The organism is Larkinella knui, assembly GCF_003858645.1.
GTDB classification, from domain to species: Bacteria; Bacteroidota; Bacteroidia; order Cytophagales; family Spirosomataceae; genus Larkinella; species Larkinella knui.
The window spans coordinates 1,679,583-1,700,958 of sequence record NZ_RQJP01000001.1 but is presented as its reverse complement, the minus strand read 5'-3'; the positions used below and the strand labels follow the sequence as shown (position 1 = coordinate 1,700,958).

Genomic DNA, 21,376 nt, shown 5'->3' with positions numbered 1-21,376 from the left:
GGTATGATTCGTCCGGTTCTGTTTTTCGGTTTAGTCATTACGCTGCTAACCGCTTGCAGTAGTGGCAAAACTGCGCTCAAGCAGGGTAATTTTGACCTTGCTGTTAAAAGAGCTTCCCAGCGACTCAATCAGCCGCGCGGCTTCTTTAAACGCGGCCACGAAATGGCTCCCCAGGTGTTGAAAGAAGCCTTCATCCATGCTTATAATCAGCATCAGGCCGCTATCCGACGGCTATCTTCGGCACCACCCTCAGACCCCAATCAACCCGCTTTTCGATGGGAAACCGTGTTTCGGGAATATACCCAGCTTCAAACCCTGACGGATAACGCCCGGCGTGGATTCGCAGGGCGGGGGTCAGCCCGGCCCTGTGATGCCTGTCTGGCGTGGTTGTCGGCCTACCCCTCTTCGTACGTCGATCGGCAAAATGAAGTCCGGGAGTTGGCCGCGGCCGACCGCTACCAGGTTGCCGAGCAAGCCTTTTCTTTCCGCGAAGAAAACCGTTTGGCGGCTAAAGAAGCGTATCAGAACTACCAAAAAGCGATGGACTGGGTACCCGATTACCGGCAAGCCCGCGCTAAATCGGCAGCGGTTCTGCCGTTTGCCATCCTCCGCGTCGTGATCGAACCGCTGAGCCCGACGGGAGAAATTAGTCCCCGCGATAATCAGCAACTGCAGCAGCTTATTTTTGGGCACATTGACCGAAATCCGAAACCCTCGACCTTTGTACAACTTTATCTGCCCAATGAACAGGCTGGCGATACCTTCATGATTCACCAGGCCGTCCAGATGCAGGTGACCGGTTATTCGCCCTTCAACGAAACCATTTCGGCCACTTCCACCACCGTTTACAGCAATCAATTGTATAAAGTAGGCGAGAAGAAGATCAATGACTCGACTAAGGTCGATGTAATGGAGAAGGTAAGTGGCACCCTGACCACCCATCGTCGGGAAATTCGCGCCGGGCTGGACTTGCGAATGCGGGCGTTGGATACGGAAACCGGAAAAGTTTTGTGGGAGGAACCCGTTTGGGAAAGCCGTTGCTGGGTTACCGTGTGGGAAACTTTCAGTGGTGACGATCGGGCGCTCAACGGAAATTCGCTAAAAACCGCCGACTTTTTTGCCCCAGCCCGCTGGCAACTCTACGATAGCATGCGCGATGAACTCGCCTACGATGTCGCCCGGCGGCTGCGCTCAAGATATGCCCATGATTAGGCATACCACGCTACCGATTCATGAAATCTAACGGCGTTAACCAGACAGGTACTTATGTTTTAATTTATTGTAAATGGTGTTGTAAGGGAATTTAATTATCTGGTAATCAGGAGTGAATACATAACACGAAAGCGTTAAAACTCCCAGCGGTAATTAATTACCGGAATTAGTCCAAGCTGGTATTTTTGAATTACTTTCCCCTGAAAGGCATCGAAATAACTGTAAAAAGCATTCTGGGCATTGGTCAGATTTTGCAGATCGAGCGAGAGGGTTCGGCTGTACCGCGCTTTGCTTTTTTTCCAGTAAATCCGCAGATCGGTTCGAAAGTAATTCGGGAAACGAACGCTGAAAAGGTCGCTGCCGTAAACCGTCGTGTTGGTTTGCTGCGACAAAACCGGGTCGATGGGCCGGTCACGCAAACCACCCAGGTACGAAATCCGCCCGTTGACACCCCAGATCCGGCTTCTGGTTTCCCGGTTTCTCAACCATTCTTTCCCGGCCGTTAAGGTGGACGTAAAACCGCCATCGAAACGCGTACTGCGCCATACGCCGTCGGCGGCCTGGTATTTCGAATCGTAGAGCGAGCCAGCCGCCAGCAGATAATAATTTTTCGATAAATACTTCTGATACGTGACCTCTATACCCCGGTTGCGGCCTTTTCCCGCATTCACCAGCGGCTCATTGACGTACGCTTCGATCAGGTTAAGGGCCGAAAACGCACTGCCCGCCAAACGGCTGATCGGAACATCGAACAGCATCTGGGAGTAAGCCTCGATTTTCCAATAACTATCCGGACTTAACTGGTGCGTATAGCCCGCTACCACATGGTGCGCTTTGGTAAATCCGAGCGATTCGTTGTTGTAGTCCGGCAAAGACGGCAACGCTCTTTTGGAAACGTAAACCTGCGGCAGTTGCGGCTGGCTGTGTAAACCGTAGGCCACCGTCAGGGCTTTGCCGGGTATCGGCTCCCAGCGAATCGAAGCCCGGGGCTCCAGCGACCGGCTTTTATTGAAAGTAAAGGTATTGTAGAATAAACCCGCGTTAACGGTCAGGTTGTCAGTGGGTAACCATTGGTAATTGGCGTACGGCTGGATGATCCAGCCCTGAACCGAACCCGAAAACAGGGCTCCGTTGGCCGAACTGGTCAGTGGCGGGTTAATACCCCGCCAGACATCCACGGAATTGTACGCCCGGGTCAGGTATAAACCCGCTTTGAAACTGTTTCGGGCATTGATCCGGTACTGTAACGAACTGGTCAGCGACGACCGGGCGCCCGATTGGTCGTCCATTTCGTAGTTGGACCGGAAGCGGGCATTGCCCGCCGACTCGAGATTGCGATTGCTGTTGTTAGCCGACAAAACCAGGGCCGTTTTCCACAAAATCCGCCTTCCAACCGGTTGAGTCAGGGTCAGGCCCCCGGCCCCCATGCGCGTGGTGAACGAGATGGAATTGCGGTCTTTGTCCTGCGTTTGTTCATTTTCTGCCAGGGCTTTAAAGTCGTTGCTGCTGTTGCCCGCTACGCCAAAAACCGTAAACCGGCCACCCTGGCGGGTCGGAAAGGTAAGATTGAAGGACAAATCCTGAAACCGGATGTCTTCACCCCCGAACGTGACGCCGAGTGCGCCCAGCAATCCCGTAAACGAATACCGGTAGTTGACGAGATAGGAAGAACCTTTTTGCTTTGAAATCGGTCCCTCGGCTGCCAGATCCAGGCCGATCAAACCGGCCTGGGCGATGAATTCGTGGCGCTCGTTGTTGCCCGGACGCAGGCTCATGTCCATCACCCCACCGACAGAATTGCCGTATTCGGGCGAGAAGGCACCGGTCAGAAACCGGGTGGTGCCCAGGAGCTGGGCACTCAGCATATTGACACCACCGCCCGACGCCGTGGGTCGGTCGCCGATGGTTCCGGCATTGCTCTGGTGGTTGGGATTGACGATTTCAACGCCTTCCAGCCGCCAGATCAAGCTGTTGGGCGAATTACCGCGTACCGAAATGTTATTGGTGCCATCGTTGGTCGTAACCACTCCGGCGTAGGCCGATGCCAGTCGGGCCGGGTCGAGATACGACGCCGGAAACCGCAGGACCTGTTCAATGGTGATATGTTCGGCGCTGATGGTCCGGTCGGTGCGGGTGCCGATGGCCGTGGCTTCACCCAATTGGGTAACCCCGGGTTGGAGGTGAATTTCCAGGACCTGCTCTTTGCCGGATTCCACCAGCACTTCGTTGATGATGCTCGGTTCGTAGCCCACGAAAGAAACGCGAAGCTGATGGCGACCTACGGAGACAGGAGTGAGCCGGAAATGACCCTGCTCATCGGTAATCGTTCCCAAATTGGAAGGGCCCGCTCCGCTGCTCTGCACACTCACGGAAGCTCCGGCCAGCGGGCGGCCCTGAGGACCGTCGTAAACGGTTCCGCGGATGGTTTGGGTGGGTGTTTGGCAAAAACCGGCCAGGGCCAGCAGCGTTACTTGACAAAAAAATAGAGTTCTTCCAAAGAAAGCCGTCGTCATTTTGGGTTCGCAGGATTAGGCTGTATACGGCAGTAAAAGTACAACGACAATTAACCAAGTCTATGAACAAAGCGTTGTTCTTGAAAAAATCACCTGATCATTTTTTCGATGGTAACTGATGACGCGACCGGGAAAACGCTGCTGGTTCACGAAATTCTCAATCAACACTATGGTATTCAGGCCATTTATGGGCGATTGGAACCCATGCACGAGTTGATTGCCACGGTTTTGTCGCACCGGACTACCCACGCCAATGAAGTAACGGCTTTCCGCACGATGATGGCACGATTTGGCACCTGGGAAGCCATTCGGGATGCCCCGGTCGAGGAGTTGACGGAAGCTATTCAGACCTCCAACTATCCGGAGATCAAGGCCCCGTGGATCAAGCAGATTCTGGCCCGGATTATTGCCGAACGTGGGGAAGCAAACGTTGATTTTCTGCGGGAAATGACCAACGAAGCCGCCATGACCTGGCTGACGGCCCTGCCGGGTGTTGGGCTAAAAACCGCCACGCTGTTGTTACTCTTCAATTTTCAAAAACCGGTATTGCCGGTGGATACCCACGTGCACCGGGTTTCGCAGCGCCTGGGTCTGATTGGTCCGAAAGTCAGCGCCGAGAAAGCGCACGCGATTTTGCTGCGGTATTTGCCCCCGGATGCCACGGTTCTGTTCAATTTTCACAAGCATTTTTACTGGCACGGCCAGCGGATCTGTACCTGGAGCTACCCGAAATGCCAGTCGTGTGTTTTGAAACTTCACTGTGATTATTTTCAGGGTAAACAGTAGGAATATAACCGAACCTGAGCAACGATCCCGAGTGACTGATAACTATTCTCAATCACTCGGGATCATTGCCCAGATTCGGTTCTTTAAAAGCCGCGTTTTAATTTGTTGCGGTGATTTTTATGATCAATCCCGGTCCATAATACAGGATGTAGTAGGTGTCGGCATTGGTCGTACTGGCGAGTATATCGACAGGTGTAATCGCCGGTGTAAACAAGGACACGGTGGCATCGTCACCGTTGGCTAACCGTCCCGTCCCTGAAAATCCAAACTCCGTAACAATGGGTTTTCCACCCGGAGTTAAAGCAATGTCAGTCATGCCGGTAAATCCTGATTTATATTCGGTAACAACCCCCGTATTTCCGGACGGCGTAACCTGGTAAATACGGGCTACTCCGTTCACGAAAGGCGCACCCGTCAGGGACGAAACCCAGAATTTTGTCCCATCGAAAATGATTCCGGTAGGCACTACATCACCCGACAGGGGGCCTGTTATGTCCGGAAAAACGGCATAAACGCTCAATTCACCATTCGATTTGGCCCACCGGATAATGGCATTTGCGCCGGAATCGGTGATAAACAGATCACCATTTGGCCCGAAAGCGAGATTGAACGGATTGGAATGTTCCTCATCCGGTGCGTTGGGGTGGGCCTTGCGCACGAACGGGCCAATGTCAATTTTGGTGAGCAAGGGAGAACTGGCCGAAATCGGGGCACTGGTGCCCGGAACGAAGGTGGAGACATCCACAATGTAAAGAGCTTCGTCGGTGCCGTGGAGGATATAAAGCTTGCCATCTTTATAAAGCAGGTGGTTCAGCCCTTCGGGTGAATTCTCGGGACTAATGCCAGATTTAAAACCGGTAATTACCGGGAAGGTTCCGGTTGGCGTGATCACCGAGACCTGACCGTTGTTGACGGTTCCGCTTCCGACTTCGGTCACCCACACATTGCCTTTGTTATCTTCGGTCAGTCCGATCGGAAAATTGAGTCCGGCAGCAAAAGGCGGGCCTTGGGCGGCTGAAAAGGCCGTCGGATTCGGAAACCGGTGATCCTGGATTTGCTGGAAGCAACTGGTAACGCCGAAAAGTAAGCTGCTGACCAGTAACAGGGCCAGCAAAGACTGAATGGTAATACGGGTCGTATTCATTATCGACTGTTTTGTAGGGGTGATGAATGGAAAAAGGGTAGTTTTCAAACGTGAAACGAACTGGGTTGTAGTAGAACAGGCTGGTTTTTCAGGCTATTCTAGGTTGGTGAAGTGCATTCGGGTGATTTTAAAGTGGTTTTCATACGACGAGAATGTTAGGGTTATTTGTCACAATCGGGAGTGTTCCCAACGCCCCCAAAGGTACCCGGCGACTCCCATCGGAAACGATAAGGAATGTTCCAAAAACGATAAGAGATGTTTCAGGTGGCCCAAAAAAGCCGGAAATCAGGCGGAAAAACCGCCAATTGAGTGCCAGGCGGTATATTTACAGGAATTTGTTGTCCGAACTGCCGGAACGGGTGGTGGGCCAGGCACGCCATCCAGTGGCCCATAAACCGGAACGGAGCTTGTTGCTGTGGTGATGAGTTTCAAAAAAATTTGCGGATTAATCTCTACCTTGCTTCGTTTTTTAGCCTGCGAATAGCCCACTGAACCCCTGTAATGAGCAACGTAGAGTTTTTTCTGATTGGATACGCCTGTTTTGTTACCGTCATTTCGTTTGTACATCTGATTCGGATCGACGCCTGGTGGATCCGGATCTGGGATTTTCCGCACCTGCAGCTTACGGTGCTGGCCGCCATTGGGCTGCTGGGCTGGGCTGCGTTGAGCCGCAATACCGAATGGCCCATGCTGCTGGCGGTGGGCGGACTACTGGCTGCGTTGTTGTATGAAGGCTGGCTGATTTACCCTTTTACGCCACTGCACGCCAAGCAGGTTAAATTCGCCGGGAAGCGTGCGAAAGACGACCCGTCAGAGCCAAACCGCATCCGGATTTTGAACGCCAACGTGTTCATGGACAACACGAAGTGCCCCGATGTGTTGAAACTGGTAGAAAAATACCAGCCTGACGTGGTGCTGATTCTGGAAGCTAACCAACGGTGGAAATCCGCTTTGGAACCCCTGGAAAACCATTTTCCCTACCGAATTCTGCACCCGCTCGAAAACACCTACGGGTTGTTGTTTTATTCGCGACTGCCGATCCGGCACCAGGAACTGCGGTTTTTGATTCAGGATGATATTCCTTCGATTTACGCGCAGCTGGAGATGGATTCGGGGCAACGGATTCATTTTTACGGCATTCATCCCATGCCGCCCAGCCCGACGGAACATTACCGGTCGACGGAGCGCGACGCCGAATTGCTCCTGGTTGGCAAAGAAGCCAAAAACCATAAGGAACCCATTATCGTTTCGGGCGACCTGAACGATGTGGCCTGGTCGCACTCGACGCGGCTTTTTCAGCGCATCAGCGGATTGCTGGACCCCCGCATTGGCCGGGGGCTCTACAACACGTTTCACGCGCGGTATTTCTTTTTACGGTGGCCGCTCGATCATGTTTTTGTCTCTCACCATTTTAAATTACGCTCCCTCCGCCGGTTGCCGAATTGCGGTTCGGATCATTTTCCCATCCTGATTTCCCTGATCTACGCTCCCGAAGCCGTTGCGGATGACGTTCCGAAACCCGAAAAAGATGATCTGCAGGAGACCGAAGAGATTATTGAGCGGGCGGGCGAATCGTAACGACATCCGGTAAAGGACCAATCTGCCGTGCGGTTTTTATAACTTCACGTTGTGGGGTATATTGCATCGACCACGTCCGATTCATCAACGCCACATGGCTTACTCGTGCTTTATTATTGGTAAGGATACCTTGTTGATTGAATGCGCCACGATTCTCCGGCAAAATGACTTTCAACTGAAAGGTATACTTTCCGATGACCCCGCCGTCCGCCGGTATTGTGAAGAGTCGGGCATTCGGTATCTGGATTCCGGGCGGCCATTGGAGCCGGTTTTAGAACCGGAAAACTTCGATTTTCTGTTCAGTATCACCAACGATCTGATTCTGCCCGAGTCGGTGCTTCGCCTGCCCCGGCGCGGTGCCATTAATTACCACGACGGGCCGTTACCCGCCTACGCGGGCGTGCATGCCACGTTCTGGTCGCTGGTCAATCAGGAAAAAACGCATGGCGTCACCTGGCACCGTATCGATGCCGGAATCGACACCGGTGCTATTCTGAAACAGCGCCGTTTTCCAATCGATTCCGACGAAACGTCCATTCGGATAAACATCAAATGTTATTCGGCGGCAGTCGCATCTTTTCGGGAACTGGTTGCTGACCTGACGTCCGGTTCGCCAGTAGGGCAGCCGCAGGATAGGGCTCAACGGTCGTACTTTGGGCGGCAAAAGCGCCCCGACACGTTCATCGATTTTCAGAAATCAGCCGCAGAAACCACCCGCTTATTCCGGGCCCTCGATTTTGGTTTTCATCCCAATCCGTTTGGGTACCTCAAGATCCGGTTTGGCGGGGATTTTCTACTGATTAAAGACCTCAGTGACTTGGATGCTACGGCTGAATCGGGCACTCCGGGAACCATCATGGCCCTCGAAGCCAGTGTGTTACGGATTTCAACGGCCCACGGTTCGCTGGTTATCCGGGCTTTGACGACGCTGGCCAACGAGTCGGTTTCCATTGGCGAACTCGGTCAACGGTACGATCTGGCCGAAGGTCAGGTGTTGCCACCGCCCGATGCCGGTTTTCGTCAGCACTATCATCAGGCCGATGTCAAATCCGTCCGGCATCAGGCCTTCTGGCGGGAACAAATCCGCGGTTTTTCCCCGACCGCCCTTCCGCTGGTTTCTCCCCGAACCGTTGAAAAAAGCCGGAAACCAGCCGTTGAATTTCTTGAAATCGATTTAAGTTCCGTTGGCATACCGGCTTTTGATGCCGTGGAGTCGCTGGTCGAAAAAACCGACAGGCTCCTCACGGCCTTTCTGATTACGGTGGCTCGATTCAGTAATCAGCCCGCCGTTGGCGTTGGGTATTGTTCGGCGGTAAGTGCACGAATGGCGGCTGAAACGGCCGGTTTACTGGCCGATTGCCTGCCGTTTACGGTGGGTTTCGACTGGGAATCGGGGTTCGAAAAAGCCGTAGCCGAGTTTCGCCGGAAGCGGGAAATTCTTGACGAAAACCTGACCTTCGCCCGCGACTGGATGGCGGGCCAACCCGCGCTTCAGCCGACCGCCCAAGTCCTCCGGGAGCACGGGTTTCCGATCGTGATTCAACGGTCGGCCGACGAAAATAGTCCGGCGACGTATTCAAAAACACTCACCCTGGTGGTTTCGGACGCTGGCAGTTGCCGGCTTGCTTATGACTCCGCCGTTTGCGACGCCAGCCCGGTGAAGGAACTGGTAAACCGCTGGTTGATCGTACTGGAAAATCTGGAAAACGATCCGTCACAACCCCTGAAAACCGTAAGCACACTTACGCCGGATGAGCGCCAGCGCATGCTGGTGGATTGGAACGCAACCGCGGTTCCGTATCCTCGTGATCAGACGATTTCTGAACTTGTGGAGGAGCAGGTTCGGCAACGGCCCCAGGCTATTGCCCTGCGTTGCGGGTCGGTTAGTCTGACGTATGAGCAGGTCAACCAGCGGGCCAATCAGCTGGCCCGGTACCTGCAACGACAAGGCGTAAAACCAGATTCGCTGGTTGGACTTTGTGCGGAGCGCTCACCGGAAATGATCATCCATTTGCTGGCTATTCTGAAAGCCGGGGCCGCTTATGTGCCGCTCGATCCGTCTTACCCGGCCGGGCGACTGGCCGAACTGAGCAACCAGACCAACCTTCAATTCATTCTGACGACCGAAGAATGGCTTGACCGGTTCCCGACGGAAGGTCGTACCTGCCTTCTTTCCGATCAGGAACCGGCCCCCTGGGCGAGTGAAAACAGGGACAATACCAACACGGTTTCCCGCGCAGATCACCTGGCTTATGTGCTGTTTACCTCGGGTTCTACGGGTCAGCCGAAACGCGTTGCCATTCCGCACCGGGGCGTGGTCCGCCTGGTCAAAGGGGCCAATTATATTCGTTTGGACGAATCCACCGTCATGTTGGGGTTGGCTCCACTGGCTTTTGATGCCTCGACGCTGGAAATCTGGGGCTGTCTGGCAAACGGGGGGCAACTGGTTCTGCTCACCGACACGCACCCCGGTCTGGAGGAAATCAAACAAACCATTCAAACCCATTCCGTCAATACGGCTTTTTTTACCACCGCCCTGTTTAACGTGCTCGTCGACAGCGGTATTGAACACCTTCATTCCCTTACACAGCTGGTGACTGGCGGGGAGGCCGCTTCCGCCGAACACATGCGCCGGGCCCGGCGGCAGGTACCGCACTGTACCTTGATCAATGGCTATGGGCCAACGGAAAGCACCACATTCGCCAGTTTTCATACCCTGTCTGCGGCTGATTTGGCAGCCAGTTCCGTTCCGATCGGCAAGCCCGTCAGCAATACCCAATTGTATTTGGTCGATTCATTTCTCAATCCGGTTCCGGTGGGAATTCCGGGGGAGTTGCTCATTGGCGGAGACGGATTAGCCCGGGAATACCTGTTTCAGCCGGAATTGACCAGCCAGAAATTTATTCCCGATCCCTATGCTCCGGAACCGGGTCGGCGGCTGTACCGCACGGGCGATCTGGCCCGATACGGGAGCGACGGAACCCTGGAGTTTCTGGGTCGACTCGACGACCAGGTAAAGATCCGCGGTTTTCGGATCGAACCGGGCGAAATTGAGCATGTGCTTTGTCTTCATCCGACGGTGGCCGAAGCCGTGGTGGTGGTTGCCGAACCCACGCCGGGAAATAAGGCCCTGGCGGCTTACCTCGTTTCCCGACCGGACGTGACCATTGTGCCGGAGGAGTTGCGGGCGTTTCTGCAAACCAAACTTCCCCGGCACCTGATCCCGGCTGCTTTTGTTCCACTGGACGCCCTGCCGCTTACCGCCAACGGCAAACTGGACAAAAAAAAACTCCCTCCGGCCTTCCGGCAAAATCATACGCCCGGTGGTGAGGCCCGGACGCCAACCGAAACCGCCCTGTTGCCCTTGTGGACGGCTGTTTTAAACAACCAGCCGAGCAGCTGCGAGGATAATTTTTTTGAAATAGGAGGGAGTTCCATCCTCGCCATGCAACTGACGGCCCGAATTCACCGCCATTTTAACCGGCTGCTGACGTTAAAGGACCTGTTTGACCACCCGACGGTTCGGCAATTAAGTGCCTTTATGGATCAGAATCCGGCCTTGCGTCAGCCCCTGATTTCTGCCACCGAACCGTCTTCAGAACCGGAAATGGAATCGGTTGTCCCCCTTTCATTTGCCCAGAACCGCCTGTGGATTATTCACCAGCTTCATGCCCTGAACGGGGCGTATCATGTACCGATTATCTTAAAAATCGCAGGCCCGCTCAACGTGCCGGTTTTGCGGCAAAGTCTGGAAGAAATCGTGCGTCGGCACCCAATTTTGCGGACTACGTTCCGTCACACGGATGGGTTGCCGTTTCAGCAAATTGCCCCCCCGGGTCCGGTTCCTGTTCAGGTGGATCAGAAAACCGGGTCGCTGGCGGAGTGGGTTCAAACGGAAGCCTATCGCCCGTTCGATCTGGAAACCGGGCCTTTGCTGCGGATCAGGGTCGCTCATCGGGGGGCAGACTCCTGGGTTCTGCTTCTGGTGTTTCACCATATTATTTACGATGGCTGGTCAACGCGGGTGCTGGCGAAGGAACTGAGTCGGGCCTATACGGCGCTGGTGCAGCACCAATCCGTTGCCTTGCCAGCGTTATCCCTGCACTATGCCGATTATGCCCGCTGGCAGCTGGCCCATTTCACCCCGCAAACGCTGCAACGGGAACGCCATTACTGGAAAAACCGCCTGAGCGGTGCGCCGGTGCTGTTGAATTTACCCATCGACAAACCGCGCCCCGCCATTCAATCATTCGAAGGAACCGATTATTCCTTCCCGGTGCCGGATGCCTTCTGGCACCAGATCCGGTGGGGGCTGGAAGAACCGGGTACCACCGTATTTTTGCGCCTGCTAACGGTTTTTTCAGTGTGGCTGAACCGTGTAACCCGGAGCCATGACCTCATCGTAGGCATTCCCGTGGCCGGGCGCAACCGCCCGGAACTGGCGCACACCATCGGTTTTTTTGTAAACACCCTTGCGCTGCGAATTGAAATCCGGGAAAATTGTTCATTCCGGCAGCTATTGCGCCAGATCCGTCATTGGGCCCTGGAGGCTTATGATCATCAGGAATTGCCGTTTGAACAGGTTGTGGAAACGCTGAAATTGCCCCGGACATTGGCCTACTCTCCGCTGGTACAAGGCTTCTTTGATTTTCAGGAGGATACGTCGAAAGACTGGAACCTAGCCGGTTTACAGATTGAGTCCGTGCCTTTCGAGCAGCATACCGCCAAATTTGATTTGCATTTATCGTTTCGTGAAACCCCGGCTGGCGCGCAGGGAACGTTTAATTACCGGTCCGATCTGTTTGCGAATCAAACGATTGAACGATTTGCGCGGGATTTTCTGACGTTGCTGGACGAACTCGTCGCGGAGCCCGACAAACCAATTGCCTCGCTAGCTGGGTCGTTTGCAAACCGGGCTGAAAAACCGCTGGTTACGAAGGTTGTAGAGCCCGAAGCCCACGATCCGTTTCACCGCGAAATCGCCCCGTCGCCAGGAGACAGCCCGCTGGTCGACTTGCTTCGGTCTCTGTGGTGTTCGCTGCTGGAGCTTCCCGGCGTGGGGTTGGACGAGGATTTTTTTAACCTCGGCGGTCACTCACTCATGGCTTTCCAGATGACCGCCGAGTTGCAACGGCAAACCGGCCATTCGATTCCGGTAGGCAGTGTTTTCGCTCACCCAACGATCCGGAAGTTGGCCCTGCATTTAAAAACGACCCATGCGGATCGAATCTGGGCTTCTCTGGTGGCCGTAAAACCCCAGGGCGACCGTCCTCCTCTGTTTTTGATACATCCTGTTTCCGGCGAAATCGGCTATGTTTATCAACTGGCTCCTTACCTGCCCGAAAACCGTCCGGTGTATGGATTGCGAGCCGCTGGGCTCGATGGAATTGCCACCTCACTGTCGTCCATTGAAGCCATGGCGGCTTATTATCTTCAGTTGATTTTCGAACAGCAGCCGGAGGGGCCATACCTGCTCGGGGGCTATTCCATGGGCGGTATCCTCGCCTTTGAAATGGCCCGGCAGTTGCAAAAAGCTGGAAAAGAAGTCAGCCTCGTGGCCCTCATCGATAGTTACCCCATGAATCCCAATGAAGCGAACGAAATTCCATTGGGACCGCTAGTCGACTACTACTATCAGTACTGGCGTTCGTTGCCAAAACACCCCCGTCAGCTCTGGCGGTTTATTCATAAAAAGGCCCCGGTTGCCGGTCGCTTTTTTTTGAATCGACTCCGGCATTCATGGCTACACCGGTCGGCAAAAAACGGCGTTTCACCGGGGCAATCCCCGTTGTCAGGTCCGCATAAGGAGTTGATTGAGAAAAACTTACGGGCCTGTCGCAACTATTCATTCAAACCCTATGACGGAAAGGTCGTGTGGTTGAGAGCCATCGGAAAAGACGGTTTGGTTGACCCCCGGCGGGTCGTGTCGTTTGGCTGGGATCGGTACGCCAGACAGGGCGTCGAAGTCCATGCCCTGCAGAGTGACCATTATTCGCTCTTCAGGGACGAAGCCATTATTGCCAGAATTGGAGCGATTTTGTCCGGGTACCTGACCCGTTGATGGTAACGCCGTTGTGAAAATGCCGAAAACCGGTCGGCGGGAGCCTTTTACTGGAAATACGATTTTCCGGGCGATCGAATCCCGCGAATGTCTGAGTAAATCAGTAAATTGGTAGCCATTAAAACGCATCGTTATGTTCAACAAAACCATACTGGCTCTGGCCGCTCTCGGCGGCTGGATGGCCCTGAGTTCGTGCAGCAAAGACCCGGATCCGGTTGATCCTCCGGTTGTTACTGGTAGCTACGTCGTTGCCATCCGGGATGTAGGAAGTGCCAAATCAACGGATTATCTGTTGCAAACTACCTCGATTACGAGCGGTACGCTGTCCGTTGCCGGAAAAGGAATCGAGCAATCGGGAAGCCGGACGTATGTTCAGGCCGGAAAAACGATTTTCAGCATTGGCGGGAGCGGAACCAACCAGGGAACGCCAACCGCGGTCGGCTATGTGCTGGACGCATCGAACAAACTGGTTCAGAAAGGCAGTTTTACGTTTGATAAATACTTTGACGTTCCGACCGCCATCGACAATAATACGCTGGCTGGCATTCAGATTCCGCGAACCGCGGCCGAAAACCGGAGTGCCACGTTCTATACGGCAAATGCCACCAGCGCAACCCTGACCAGCCAGGTCAAAAGCTCGCTGGCTCCGCTGTTCAAGGATGATCTGGTTTGGCCGTCGGGCATGAAAGTTCGGGACAACAAGGCGTACGTATCCTATTACCTGCAAAACCGCACCAATCAGCAGACCACCAATACCGATACGGCGTATGTGGCCATCTATACCTACCCGGCTTTTACGCTGGAAAAAATCATCAAAGACGTTCGCACCGGTCCGGCGGGTGCTTCCAACAGTAGCAACGGTCTGATAAAAACAGAAAACGGCGATCTGTATACGGTAGCTTCCTCGGGTTATACATTCTCGCAACGGACTAAACCGTCTGGTTTTCTGCGGATTAAAAACGGCGAAACCGCCTTCGATCCCTCGTATTTCTTCAACCTGGACGAAATCTCGAACAACCGCAAAATCTATTATTGCCAGTATCTGGGCAATGGATTGGTGCTGGCCGAATTGGGCCGTTTCCCAACCGTAAACGGACAGTGGGCCTACGAAGACGTCAACCTGAGTGTGGTTATTATCGACCTGAATGCCAAAACCGTGAAAGAGGTTTCCGGCGGTATTCCGGCGCATGCCGGACAAGGCGGTATTACCTTGTCGGTGCCGGTCGAAAACGGGAAAACCTACCTGCCCGTCACCAGCTACACCGACGGTACCTACATCTGGGAAATCGACATTGCCACGGCTACGGCCAAACAGGGTGCCAAAGTCGATGCCAAATACGTGACGGGGATTTTTAAGTTGTAAATTGGTTTAGGGTTTATAGTTGGCTGACGCGCTTGCCGTGAATGCGTCAGCCACCGTAAACCGTTTACTGATTACCGTAAACCGTCATTTCACCTCCGACACAATCACAAAATTATCATTCCGGGTAATACCGTAGAGCACGACCTGGTCTTTCACGCTGCGGTCGATGGCGAAAGCCTGTCCTTCACTGACGGTGGGAATGGTTTTAACGTACTGGAGCGTTGAACCGCGATCGGGCAGTTTCAGGACGTAGAGTTCGGGTTTATCGTGACCGGTGCAATAGATTAAACCGTCTTTTCCCCAGGTGCCACCCGATGTGCTTTTGGGGGCGAATGCCTGCACGACGTTGGCCGGAAACTGCCAGGATTCCAGCCGCTCCCAGTTTGCGTTGAACTTGACCAGCATTGTCCAGCGATTGTCGCGCCCTTCGGCGGAGGCTTTGTCGGAATAATTGGCAAAGGCCACCCACCAGAAGCCCCGGTAAAAATCGGCCCAGGTGGCCGAGCCGGGATACAGCCCGAAGCTGTGGGTGCCCCGATGCCGGAGGGTTTCGGTATCAAAAATTTCGATGGAACTCACCATCGGAACATCCGGGTAATTGGAATGCACGCAGTAGAGTTTCCGGTCGATCACCACCCCGCTGTTCAGGTGTTTCAACAAACCGGTGGTATCCTGCCAGGCCGCAACTTGCCTGCCGTCGGATTTGGTGTGCTTGGTCAGCGAATGGTTGTTGATGACGTAAAAATGAGCCGCATCCACCGCCACCCCCTGTTTCACTTCCTTCAACTGAAACCGCCGGATTTCCCGGGCCTGCTGGCCAACCGCCGTTTGAACGACGAGAAATACCGTTACGATGAAAACGTTCAAAAACCGCATGGAGGGTCAGTTGCTTTTTTTCGGCAGATACGCTTGCGGATCGAGCGACTTGGGTGACCACTGCTGTAAAAATTCCGCAACGAGTTTCGGACTGTGGCCTTTGCCCTCTTCCAGATACGCCGAATTCTGGGTGTGCAACCGGTTTCCTTTTCCGTCCAGAATCACAAAAACCGGAAAGCCAAACCGTTGTGGATAGCCCAGTTGTGCCAGCGTTGCCTCGTTCTTGTTTTCCGGACTGTAGTTTACCCGCAACACCACATAGTTTTCGTTCAGGATCCGGCTGAGTGTCGTGTCGGTATGGGTCAGGGTATGAAACCGGATGCACCACACGCACCAGTTGCCACCCAGTTGCAGCAGAACGTGCTTGCCTTCCTTTTGCGCTTTTGCCACCGCATTTTTGATGTCCAGCTGGGCATCGGCTTTGGGGTCGTAAATTTTCGGCGACTCGGGTTTGGCGGGTCCCTGGGCTTTTACTTCGGCAAGCAGACCCAGCAGAAGTGTGCAGGCAAAAAGAATACGTTTCATAAAGACGGTTTCTGGTGATTTGGATTGTGGTATTGGGCTGATCAGGAGGGCAACCGCGACGACGGCTTGTTCTGGATCAGCAGCACTTACAGCATCACCGGCTGGCCCGTCCGCACCGATTCATCGCAGGCAAAGGCGATCCGGAGGCTGTTGACGGCATCCTGCAAATGATCCGTCAAATCAATATTTTCCCGAATGGCCTTCAGGAAATACCGCTGCTCGCGGTTGCAAAGTTCCTGGTGATCCGGCTCGTCCTGCATGTCGATCCAGGTGTCTTCCTGCACAAACTGGTCGTTTTTGTCGAGGGGCGCGTGGTGAACCCGGAGCGATTCGGTTTTGGTGTGGGAATCCACATTGTCCGATTTTCCGGCGGCTCCGGCATTTTTGGCCACAATGGAAACACAGCCTTTCGGCCCGATCACATCCTTGACAAAAAAGGCCGTTTCGCTCATCATCGGTCCCCAGCCGGCTTCATACCAGCCCACCGAACCATCTTCGAACCGGATTTGCAACTGACCATAATTGTAGTTGCCGGTCGGGATTTCTTCCGTCAGCCGGGCGCCAATGGCGTTGACCTGAACCGGTTTTGAGCGGGTCATCTGACACATGACGTCAATGTAATGCACCCCGCAGTCGACAATCGGGCTGAGGCTTTTCATCAGGTTCCGGTGAACGGTCCACATGCCGCCGTGGCTTTGCTGATTGAGGTTCATGCGCATGACGAGCGGTTTGCCCATTTCGTGCGCAATTTCGATGAACTTTTCCCAGGACGGATGCTGGCGCAGAATGTAACCCACCACCACTTTTTTACCGGCTTTTTCGGCGGCTTCCACCACGCGCTGCGCCCCTTCGACGGTATCGGCCAGCGGTTTTTCGATAAACACGTGGCAGCCGTGTTCAAGTGCCAGGATGGCAAATGCTTCGTGCGTATCAGGATAGGTCGAAATACAGACCGCGTCGGGTTTGGTTTCGGATAAAGCCGTTGCCAGATCGGTAAACAACGGATAACCACCGCCGAGCCGTTCGTTCAGCACTTCCTTGCTTTTGCCGGTGGAAACGATTCCGCAGATTTCAAAACCGTCGTTGGTTGAATACGCTATGGCGTGCGATGCGCCCATGTTGCCGCAGCCGACAACGAGAACCCGCACCGGAGGATTTGGAGTTGACATGTACGTTTGAGTTAGAAACGGCAAGTTGGGACAGGATTGGGAATAAAAAAAGAAGCATTTTTATTTATTGTGACCAGACCTGAAATGTTCCTTCACTAACCGGTATATTCGTAGCGATTCGGTCGAAATCAACATCATTATGAACAACCCTTAAGTTGAACTGCATAGCATAGGCCGCAATCAGACAATCATTGGGTTTACGAATGGTGATACCTTGCTGGCGAAGAGATCGATACAACCGCGCACTTTTATCAGCCATAAGATAAGGATCAACTTCGAGCCGTTCCAGAAAGTTGAATTTATCCTGAACCATGCGCAGTTCATCCGCAAATTTTATCCCTTGTAGAACTTCCTGTCGTATTGGCGGACAGAGCCAGATTGTCCAGTCATACAAGAGACCATTATGAAGCAAATCGGTTTGTGGGCTACTGGTTTTCCGGAAATAATGTATCCAAACGGAACTGTCAAACAGCAAATCATTCATCAGATGTGGTGCGCATTTGATCTAAATCCCCTTCCCATTGGACATTGCCCCGCAGCGTTGTTAATTCCCGTTTTTTTAATTTACGGAGAAATTCATACAAGGCGGTCCTGATTAACTCTTCAGGGGTATGAATATGACTTAGTTGCATGGTTTGCTGCACTAGTTCGTCGTTTAACTCAATAGTCGTTTTCATACGGGGAATACCGGTTTTAAACAAAGATAGGTTAACGAAACAAAAAAGCGGCACTAGTTGTCGTTACAACCGCCCCAACCGGTAATTCAGCCCCACAATGCCCTGCAATCCGGGCAAGGAATTTTCCGAATTTAACAAGCCAACCCCGGGCTGGTGCGACCGAAAGGATTTAAAGAGAAAATAATCGGTTCGATTCTGGAACCCGATGAATTTCTGAACGCCCAGATCGAGGTTCCAGCGGGCCGAAAACCGGATGTTCATGGTGGCTGTTATGCCCAAACCCATCAAAAAACCGCTGACCGACTGGGATCTATAAACCGATGTGCCGCTGGGAAACGATTCGATGGTGCCTGTCTGCCGGTAGTGCGAACCGATCAGATTGACGCCAATCGGCAGCCCGACTTTGGTGACCCGCCCGGCCCGGCGAACCAGATCAAAACGATAGCCGGCTTTGAAAAATGCTCCGGATGTTTTCAGGTTTTCGACGCCACAGTCGCACATCATACCGGAAGGCAAACCGCCCCACGCATTTTGATGCGTATAGCCGGCGTTGAAGGTCAACGCCCACTGGTTCAGATGGGGGCTCCAGGCCGAGGTGAGTTCCAGCGACCGACCGGGCAACGTGGCCAGATTGGTGCCGATCTGACCCTGCCAGCGTTGCGCCCGGGTGGTATAAACGCAAAGAAGCAGGAAACCGATAAGGGTAAATGTTTTCATGGGCGAAGCTTGTTTTGCTGGGATTACGTTTTGATTTTTTCGATCACCTTGACCAGAATATACCGGATACTGGAGCCATCGGCCGGGGGATTGTCAATTTTCTCCCGCTTCACCGTCAGTTTGTATTCAAATCCTTCCTCGTAGTTAAACCCCTCAATACCAAAATAATGATACGTCCAGTTCGCAGCACCGTCTATCTTGACCAACAGGCATTTCATCGGGCCGACTCCCGTGCAATCCTGATAATGGTCGGCCACCTGCATCGTAATCAAATCGGGTTTGAGGGTGCTTTTATCACAGCTTGAAAACAGGAGGAATAGACCCACATAAAAAGCAGAAAGAACGCGGTTCATTCGATTAAGATTTTTAAATTTTTTGAATGGGATTGAAGTAAGGCCAGTTACCAGAAACAACCTGGTCTTCTGCATGGACCGCTTTTACTATCAATCCGTTGTAAAGCTATCGGGGAGAATTTACGGGTTTTTCTTTAGCAATTTTCGTTTGAAAAAATCCGCCATGGCCTGACCCACTTTCAAGGCGTTGGCATGTCGCATCCAGTGGTGCGTATCATCCACAATCACCAGCGTTTCCATCGGGACGCCTTTGGTTTCCAGCCGCCGGACCAGGTCCGCACTCTGGCTAAACCCCACGTTGCGGTCGTCGTCGCCGTGAATGATCAGCACGGGCGACGTCCAGGTATTGACCGCCGAAACCGGCGACGATTCCCAGGCGATTTTGGCCGCCTGCCGGGCATCCGGAACCTGCTCGACCCGGTTGGAGAGCAACGACGACTGGTAAACCGTCCAATCGTGTTCGCCGTGAATATCGACACCGGCGGCAAACAACTTCGAGTCGCGGCCCAGCGCCAGTGCCGTCAGATAACCGCCGTATGAACCGCCGTAGATCCCGATGCGACCGGCATCGATCTGCGGCTGACGGGCCAGCCACTCGCCAGCCGCGCGAATATCCCGGTATTCAGCGGCCCCGTTTTCACCCCCGTCGGCAACCTGGTGAAAAGCGTGACCGTAGCCGATGCCCAGCCGGTAGTTGACCGACAAAACCGCAAAGCCGAGGCTGGTCAGATACTGATTCCAGGCGTAGGCATTGGAATAATAGTCGGAATAATTCCAGCCCAGTTGCATCTGGCGCGACGGTCCGCCGTGAACATAAATAATCGCCGGTTTCTTGGCCGAAACGCCCTCGGGTTCAAATAATTGCGCATGAACCGAAACGCCATCGGCGGCTTTGAAAATCACCTGTTTGGGAGTCACCAACCGGGTTTGTGGAAACTGGGCTGAAATCAGGTTTTGAGCCAGAAGCCTGGGCGTTCCTTTTGAAAACGGCATAACGGCGGGTAATGGTGGACGCTGGGCTGTGGCACTAATCAGCGCAATCGTTGAGCCATCGCCCGTTACGACCGGGGTCCATTCCAAACCGGTACCCGGAGTCAGCACTTCCGGGGCGGCCTGATCGACCGGCACCCGCACGACGTGCCGCCGGTCGATGTCCTGTTTATCGGGGCCGGTATTGCCGCTAAAAACCAGCCATTTGCGGTCCGTGCTCAACCGGATGTGTTCGGCCATGTAGGAACCGGGCGTCAGCAACAGCGGGGTTCCGCCCGACGCCGGCAGTGAGTACAAATGCGGCCAGCCGTCCTGATACGACACAAACACAATCCGGTCGTTGGCGGCCCAGTGCAGATTGACACCGCCGTGGGTGGGCGGCAGGGAACCCGCCCGCGTTTTCGGTGCCTGCCAGATCGGGGCGGCTTTTCCGATGGCGACGTCTGCCGTCCAGATGGCCCAGGGTTCAGGTTTGGGGGTTAAAAGGGAATCCGGCGGGCCACCCAGACCGGGCGTTCGGACAAAAACCACCTTCGTGCCGTCGGGCGACCAGCGGGGTGAGCGGTCGCGGGAAAAGGAGGGATCCAGCCAGGTGATGGGTGTTTCGGAATTGGTAAAAACGCCGATGAAAGCGTGATCGCGCCGGTGGCTGACAAAAACCAGCCGTGACCCGTCGGGCGACCATTCGAGCGACCGGGTTTCGCCACGGGCCGTGAAAAGGGCTTTTGCCGGTGCCGATCCGTCGAGCGGTGCCGTCCACGCCTGGCCACTTTTCAGGAAAGCAATCTGATCGTTTCTGGGCGAAATAACGGGTTCGTCGCCTTCGGACAACGCCTTGGGTACGCCACCCGCAAACGGCACGCTCCAGATCTGTACTTTAATCGGAACCGGCGACGACAGCGTGTTGACCGGGAGTGCTTCATCCCAGTTCGAGCCGTGGTCTCCACCCCGCACATACACCACCCATTTACCATCGGATGAAACCGACAGACTGGTGATTTCCTGGCCGTCGTCTTCGGTATAGGCCGTGAGCTTTCGGGGCGAAAAATCCGGTCCTTCGGCTACGTAAATATTGCGTTTCCCCTGCTCGTTGAAAACCCACGCCAGCCGCGAACCCTGCGCCGAAGCGGTCAGGTCTGAAGGAAAGGGATAACTGCGTACGGCTTCCAGTTGGAACGACTGAGCCAGCGTTGGAGTCGGTTTATACAGAAAAATGCCGGTGATCAAACAAACGAAGAGTATTGTTTTCATGGGCCTGAAAGTACATCTCAAAAGAATTATTTCGCGGAGTTGAGCGGAGAAAAAGGGAGAAGTGCAGAGAAATAATTGAAAAACCTCCGCTCAACTCCTTTTTTCTCCCCTCAACTCCGCGAAATAACCCCGCCAGGATGAACAAACCGTTTTGGCGACGG

15 protein-coding genes are annotated in these 21,376 nt (G+C 53.9%); 5 read left to right on the top strand and 10 right to left on the bottom strand.

What is annotated here, in order from left to right:
- Nucleotides 1-3 precede the first annotated feature (3 nt).
- Nucleotides 4-1,212, top strand: a complete 1,209-nt coding sequence (locus EHT87_RS06940; protein WP_124905162.1) for a hypothetical protein — start codon at nucleotides 4-6, stop codon at nucleotides 1,210-1,212.
- Between the two features lie 134 nt (nucleotides 1,213-1,346).
- Here EHT87_RS06940 and EHT87_RS06935 read toward each other — a convergent pair whose 3' ends face one another.
- Entirely contained in the window at nucleotides 1,347-3,725 is a 2,379-nt protein-coding gene (locus EHT87_RS06935) for a TonB-dependent receptor (RefSeq protein ID WP_124905160.1), read from the bottom strand.
- A gap of 108 nt (nucleotides 3,726-3,833) precedes the next feature.
- On the opposite strand from EHT87_RS06935, the gene EHT87_RS06930 reads away from it, so the two are divergent.
- The gene (locus EHT87_RS06930) at nucleotides 3,834-4,511 is read left to right on the top strand and encodes an endonuclease III domain-containing protein (protein WP_124905158.1); all 678 of its coding nucleotides are present in this window, start codon (nucleotides 3,834-3,836) and stop codon (nucleotides 4,509-4,511) included.
- Nucleotides 4,512-4,608: 97 nt separating this feature from the next.
- Here EHT87_RS06930 and EHT87_RS06925 read toward each other — a convergent pair whose 3' ends face one another.
- Entirely contained in the window at nucleotides 4,609-5,655 is a 1,047-nt protein-coding gene (locus EHT87_RS06925) for a ScyD/ScyE family protein (RefSeq protein WP_124905156.1), read from the bottom strand.
- A 501-nt stretch (nucleotides 5,656-6,156) separates the two neighbouring features.
- On the opposite strand from EHT87_RS06925, the gene EHT87_RS06920 reads away from it, so the two are divergent.
- The 3 genes from EHT87_RS06920 to EHT87_RS06910 all read left to right on the top strand — a co-directional run bounded on the left by EHT87_RS06920 (nucleotide 6,157) and on the right by EHT87_RS06910 (nucleotide 14,657).
- A complete protein-coding gene (locus EHT87_RS06920; protein ID WP_124905154.1) occupies nucleotides 6,157-7,233 on the top strand; it encodes an endonuclease/exonuclease/phosphatase family protein in 1,077 nt (358 codons plus the stop codon).
- Between the two features lie 94 nt (nucleotides 7,234-7,327).
- On the top strand, nucleotides 7,328-13,294 hold the full coding sequence (locus EHT87_RS06915; RefSeq protein WP_124905152.1) for a non-ribosomal peptide synthetase: 5,967 nt from the start codon (nucleotides 7,328-7,330) through the stop codon (nucleotides 13,292-13,294).
- A 133-nt stretch (nucleotides 13,295-13,427) separates the two neighbouring features.
- On the top strand, nucleotides 13,428-14,657 hold the full coding sequence (locus tag EHT87_RS06910) for a DUF4374 domain-containing protein (RefSeq protein WP_124905150.1): 1,230 nt from the start codon (nucleotides 13,428-13,430) through the stop codon (nucleotides 14,655-14,657).
- 84 nt (nucleotides 14,658-14,741) lie between these two features.
- Here EHT87_RS06910 and EHT87_RS06905 read toward each other — a convergent pair whose 3' ends face one another.
- From EHT87_RS06905 to EHT87_RS06870, 8 genes are all read right to left on the bottom strand, one after another.
- Nucleotides 14,742-15,533 (bottom strand): hypothetical protein, encoded by a 792-nt coding sequence (locus EHT87_RS06905; RefSeq protein ID WP_124905148.1) that lies wholly within the window; start codon nucleotides 15,531-15,533, stop codon nucleotides 14,742-14,744.
- 6 nt (nucleotides 15,534-15,539) lie between these two features.
- On the bottom strand, nucleotides 15,540-16,058 hold the full coding sequence (locus EHT87_RS06900; protein ID WP_124905146.1) for a thioredoxin family protein: 519 nt from the start codon (nucleotides 16,056-16,058) through the stop codon (nucleotides 15,540-15,542).
- An 86-nt stretch (nucleotides 16,059-16,144) separates the two neighbouring features.
- Nucleotides 16,145-17,227 carry a Gfo/Idh/MocA family protein gene (locus EHT87_RS06895; RefSeq protein WP_124905144.1) on the bottom strand — a complete coding sequence of 361 codons (1,083 nt, stop codon included), beginning with the start codon at nucleotides 17,225-17,227 and terminating at the stop codon, nucleotides 16,145-16,147.
- A gap of 64 nt (nucleotides 17,228-17,291) precedes the next feature.
- Entirely contained in the window at nucleotides 17,292-17,711 is a 420-nt protein-coding gene (vapC, locus tag EHT87_RS06890; RefSeq protein ID WP_124905142.1) for a type II toxin-antitoxin system VapC family toxin, read from the bottom strand.
- Nucleotides 17,704-17,904, bottom strand: a complete 201-nt coding sequence (locus tag EHT87_RS06885; RefSeq protein ID WP_124905140.1) for a type II toxin-antitoxin system VapB family antitoxin — start codon at nucleotides 17,902-17,904, stop codon at nucleotides 17,704-17,706. Before EHT87_RS06885 ends, vapC begins: the two co-directional genes overlap by 8 nt.
- 63 nt (nucleotides 17,905-17,967) lie before the next feature.
- Complete coding sequence (locus tag EHT87_RS06880) at nucleotides 17,968-18,621, bottom strand: hypothetical protein (RefSeq protein ID WP_124905138.1); 654 nt, start codon at nucleotides 18,619-18,621, stop codon at nucleotides 17,968-17,970.
- 23 nt (nucleotides 18,622-18,644) lie between these two features.
- The gene (locus EHT87_RS06875; protein WP_124905136.1) at nucleotides 18,645-18,974 is read right to left on the bottom strand and encodes a DUF4377 domain-containing protein; all 330 of its coding nucleotides are present in this window, start codon (nucleotides 18,972-18,974) and stop codon (nucleotides 18,645-18,647) included.
- A gap of 120 nt (nucleotides 18,975-19,094) precedes the next feature.
- Entirely contained in the window at nucleotides 19,095-21,215 is a 2,121-nt protein-coding gene (locus EHT87_RS06870) for a S9 family peptidase (protein ID WP_124905134.1), read from the bottom strand.
- Between the last annotated feature and the right edge of the window lie 161 nt (nucleotides 21,216-21,376).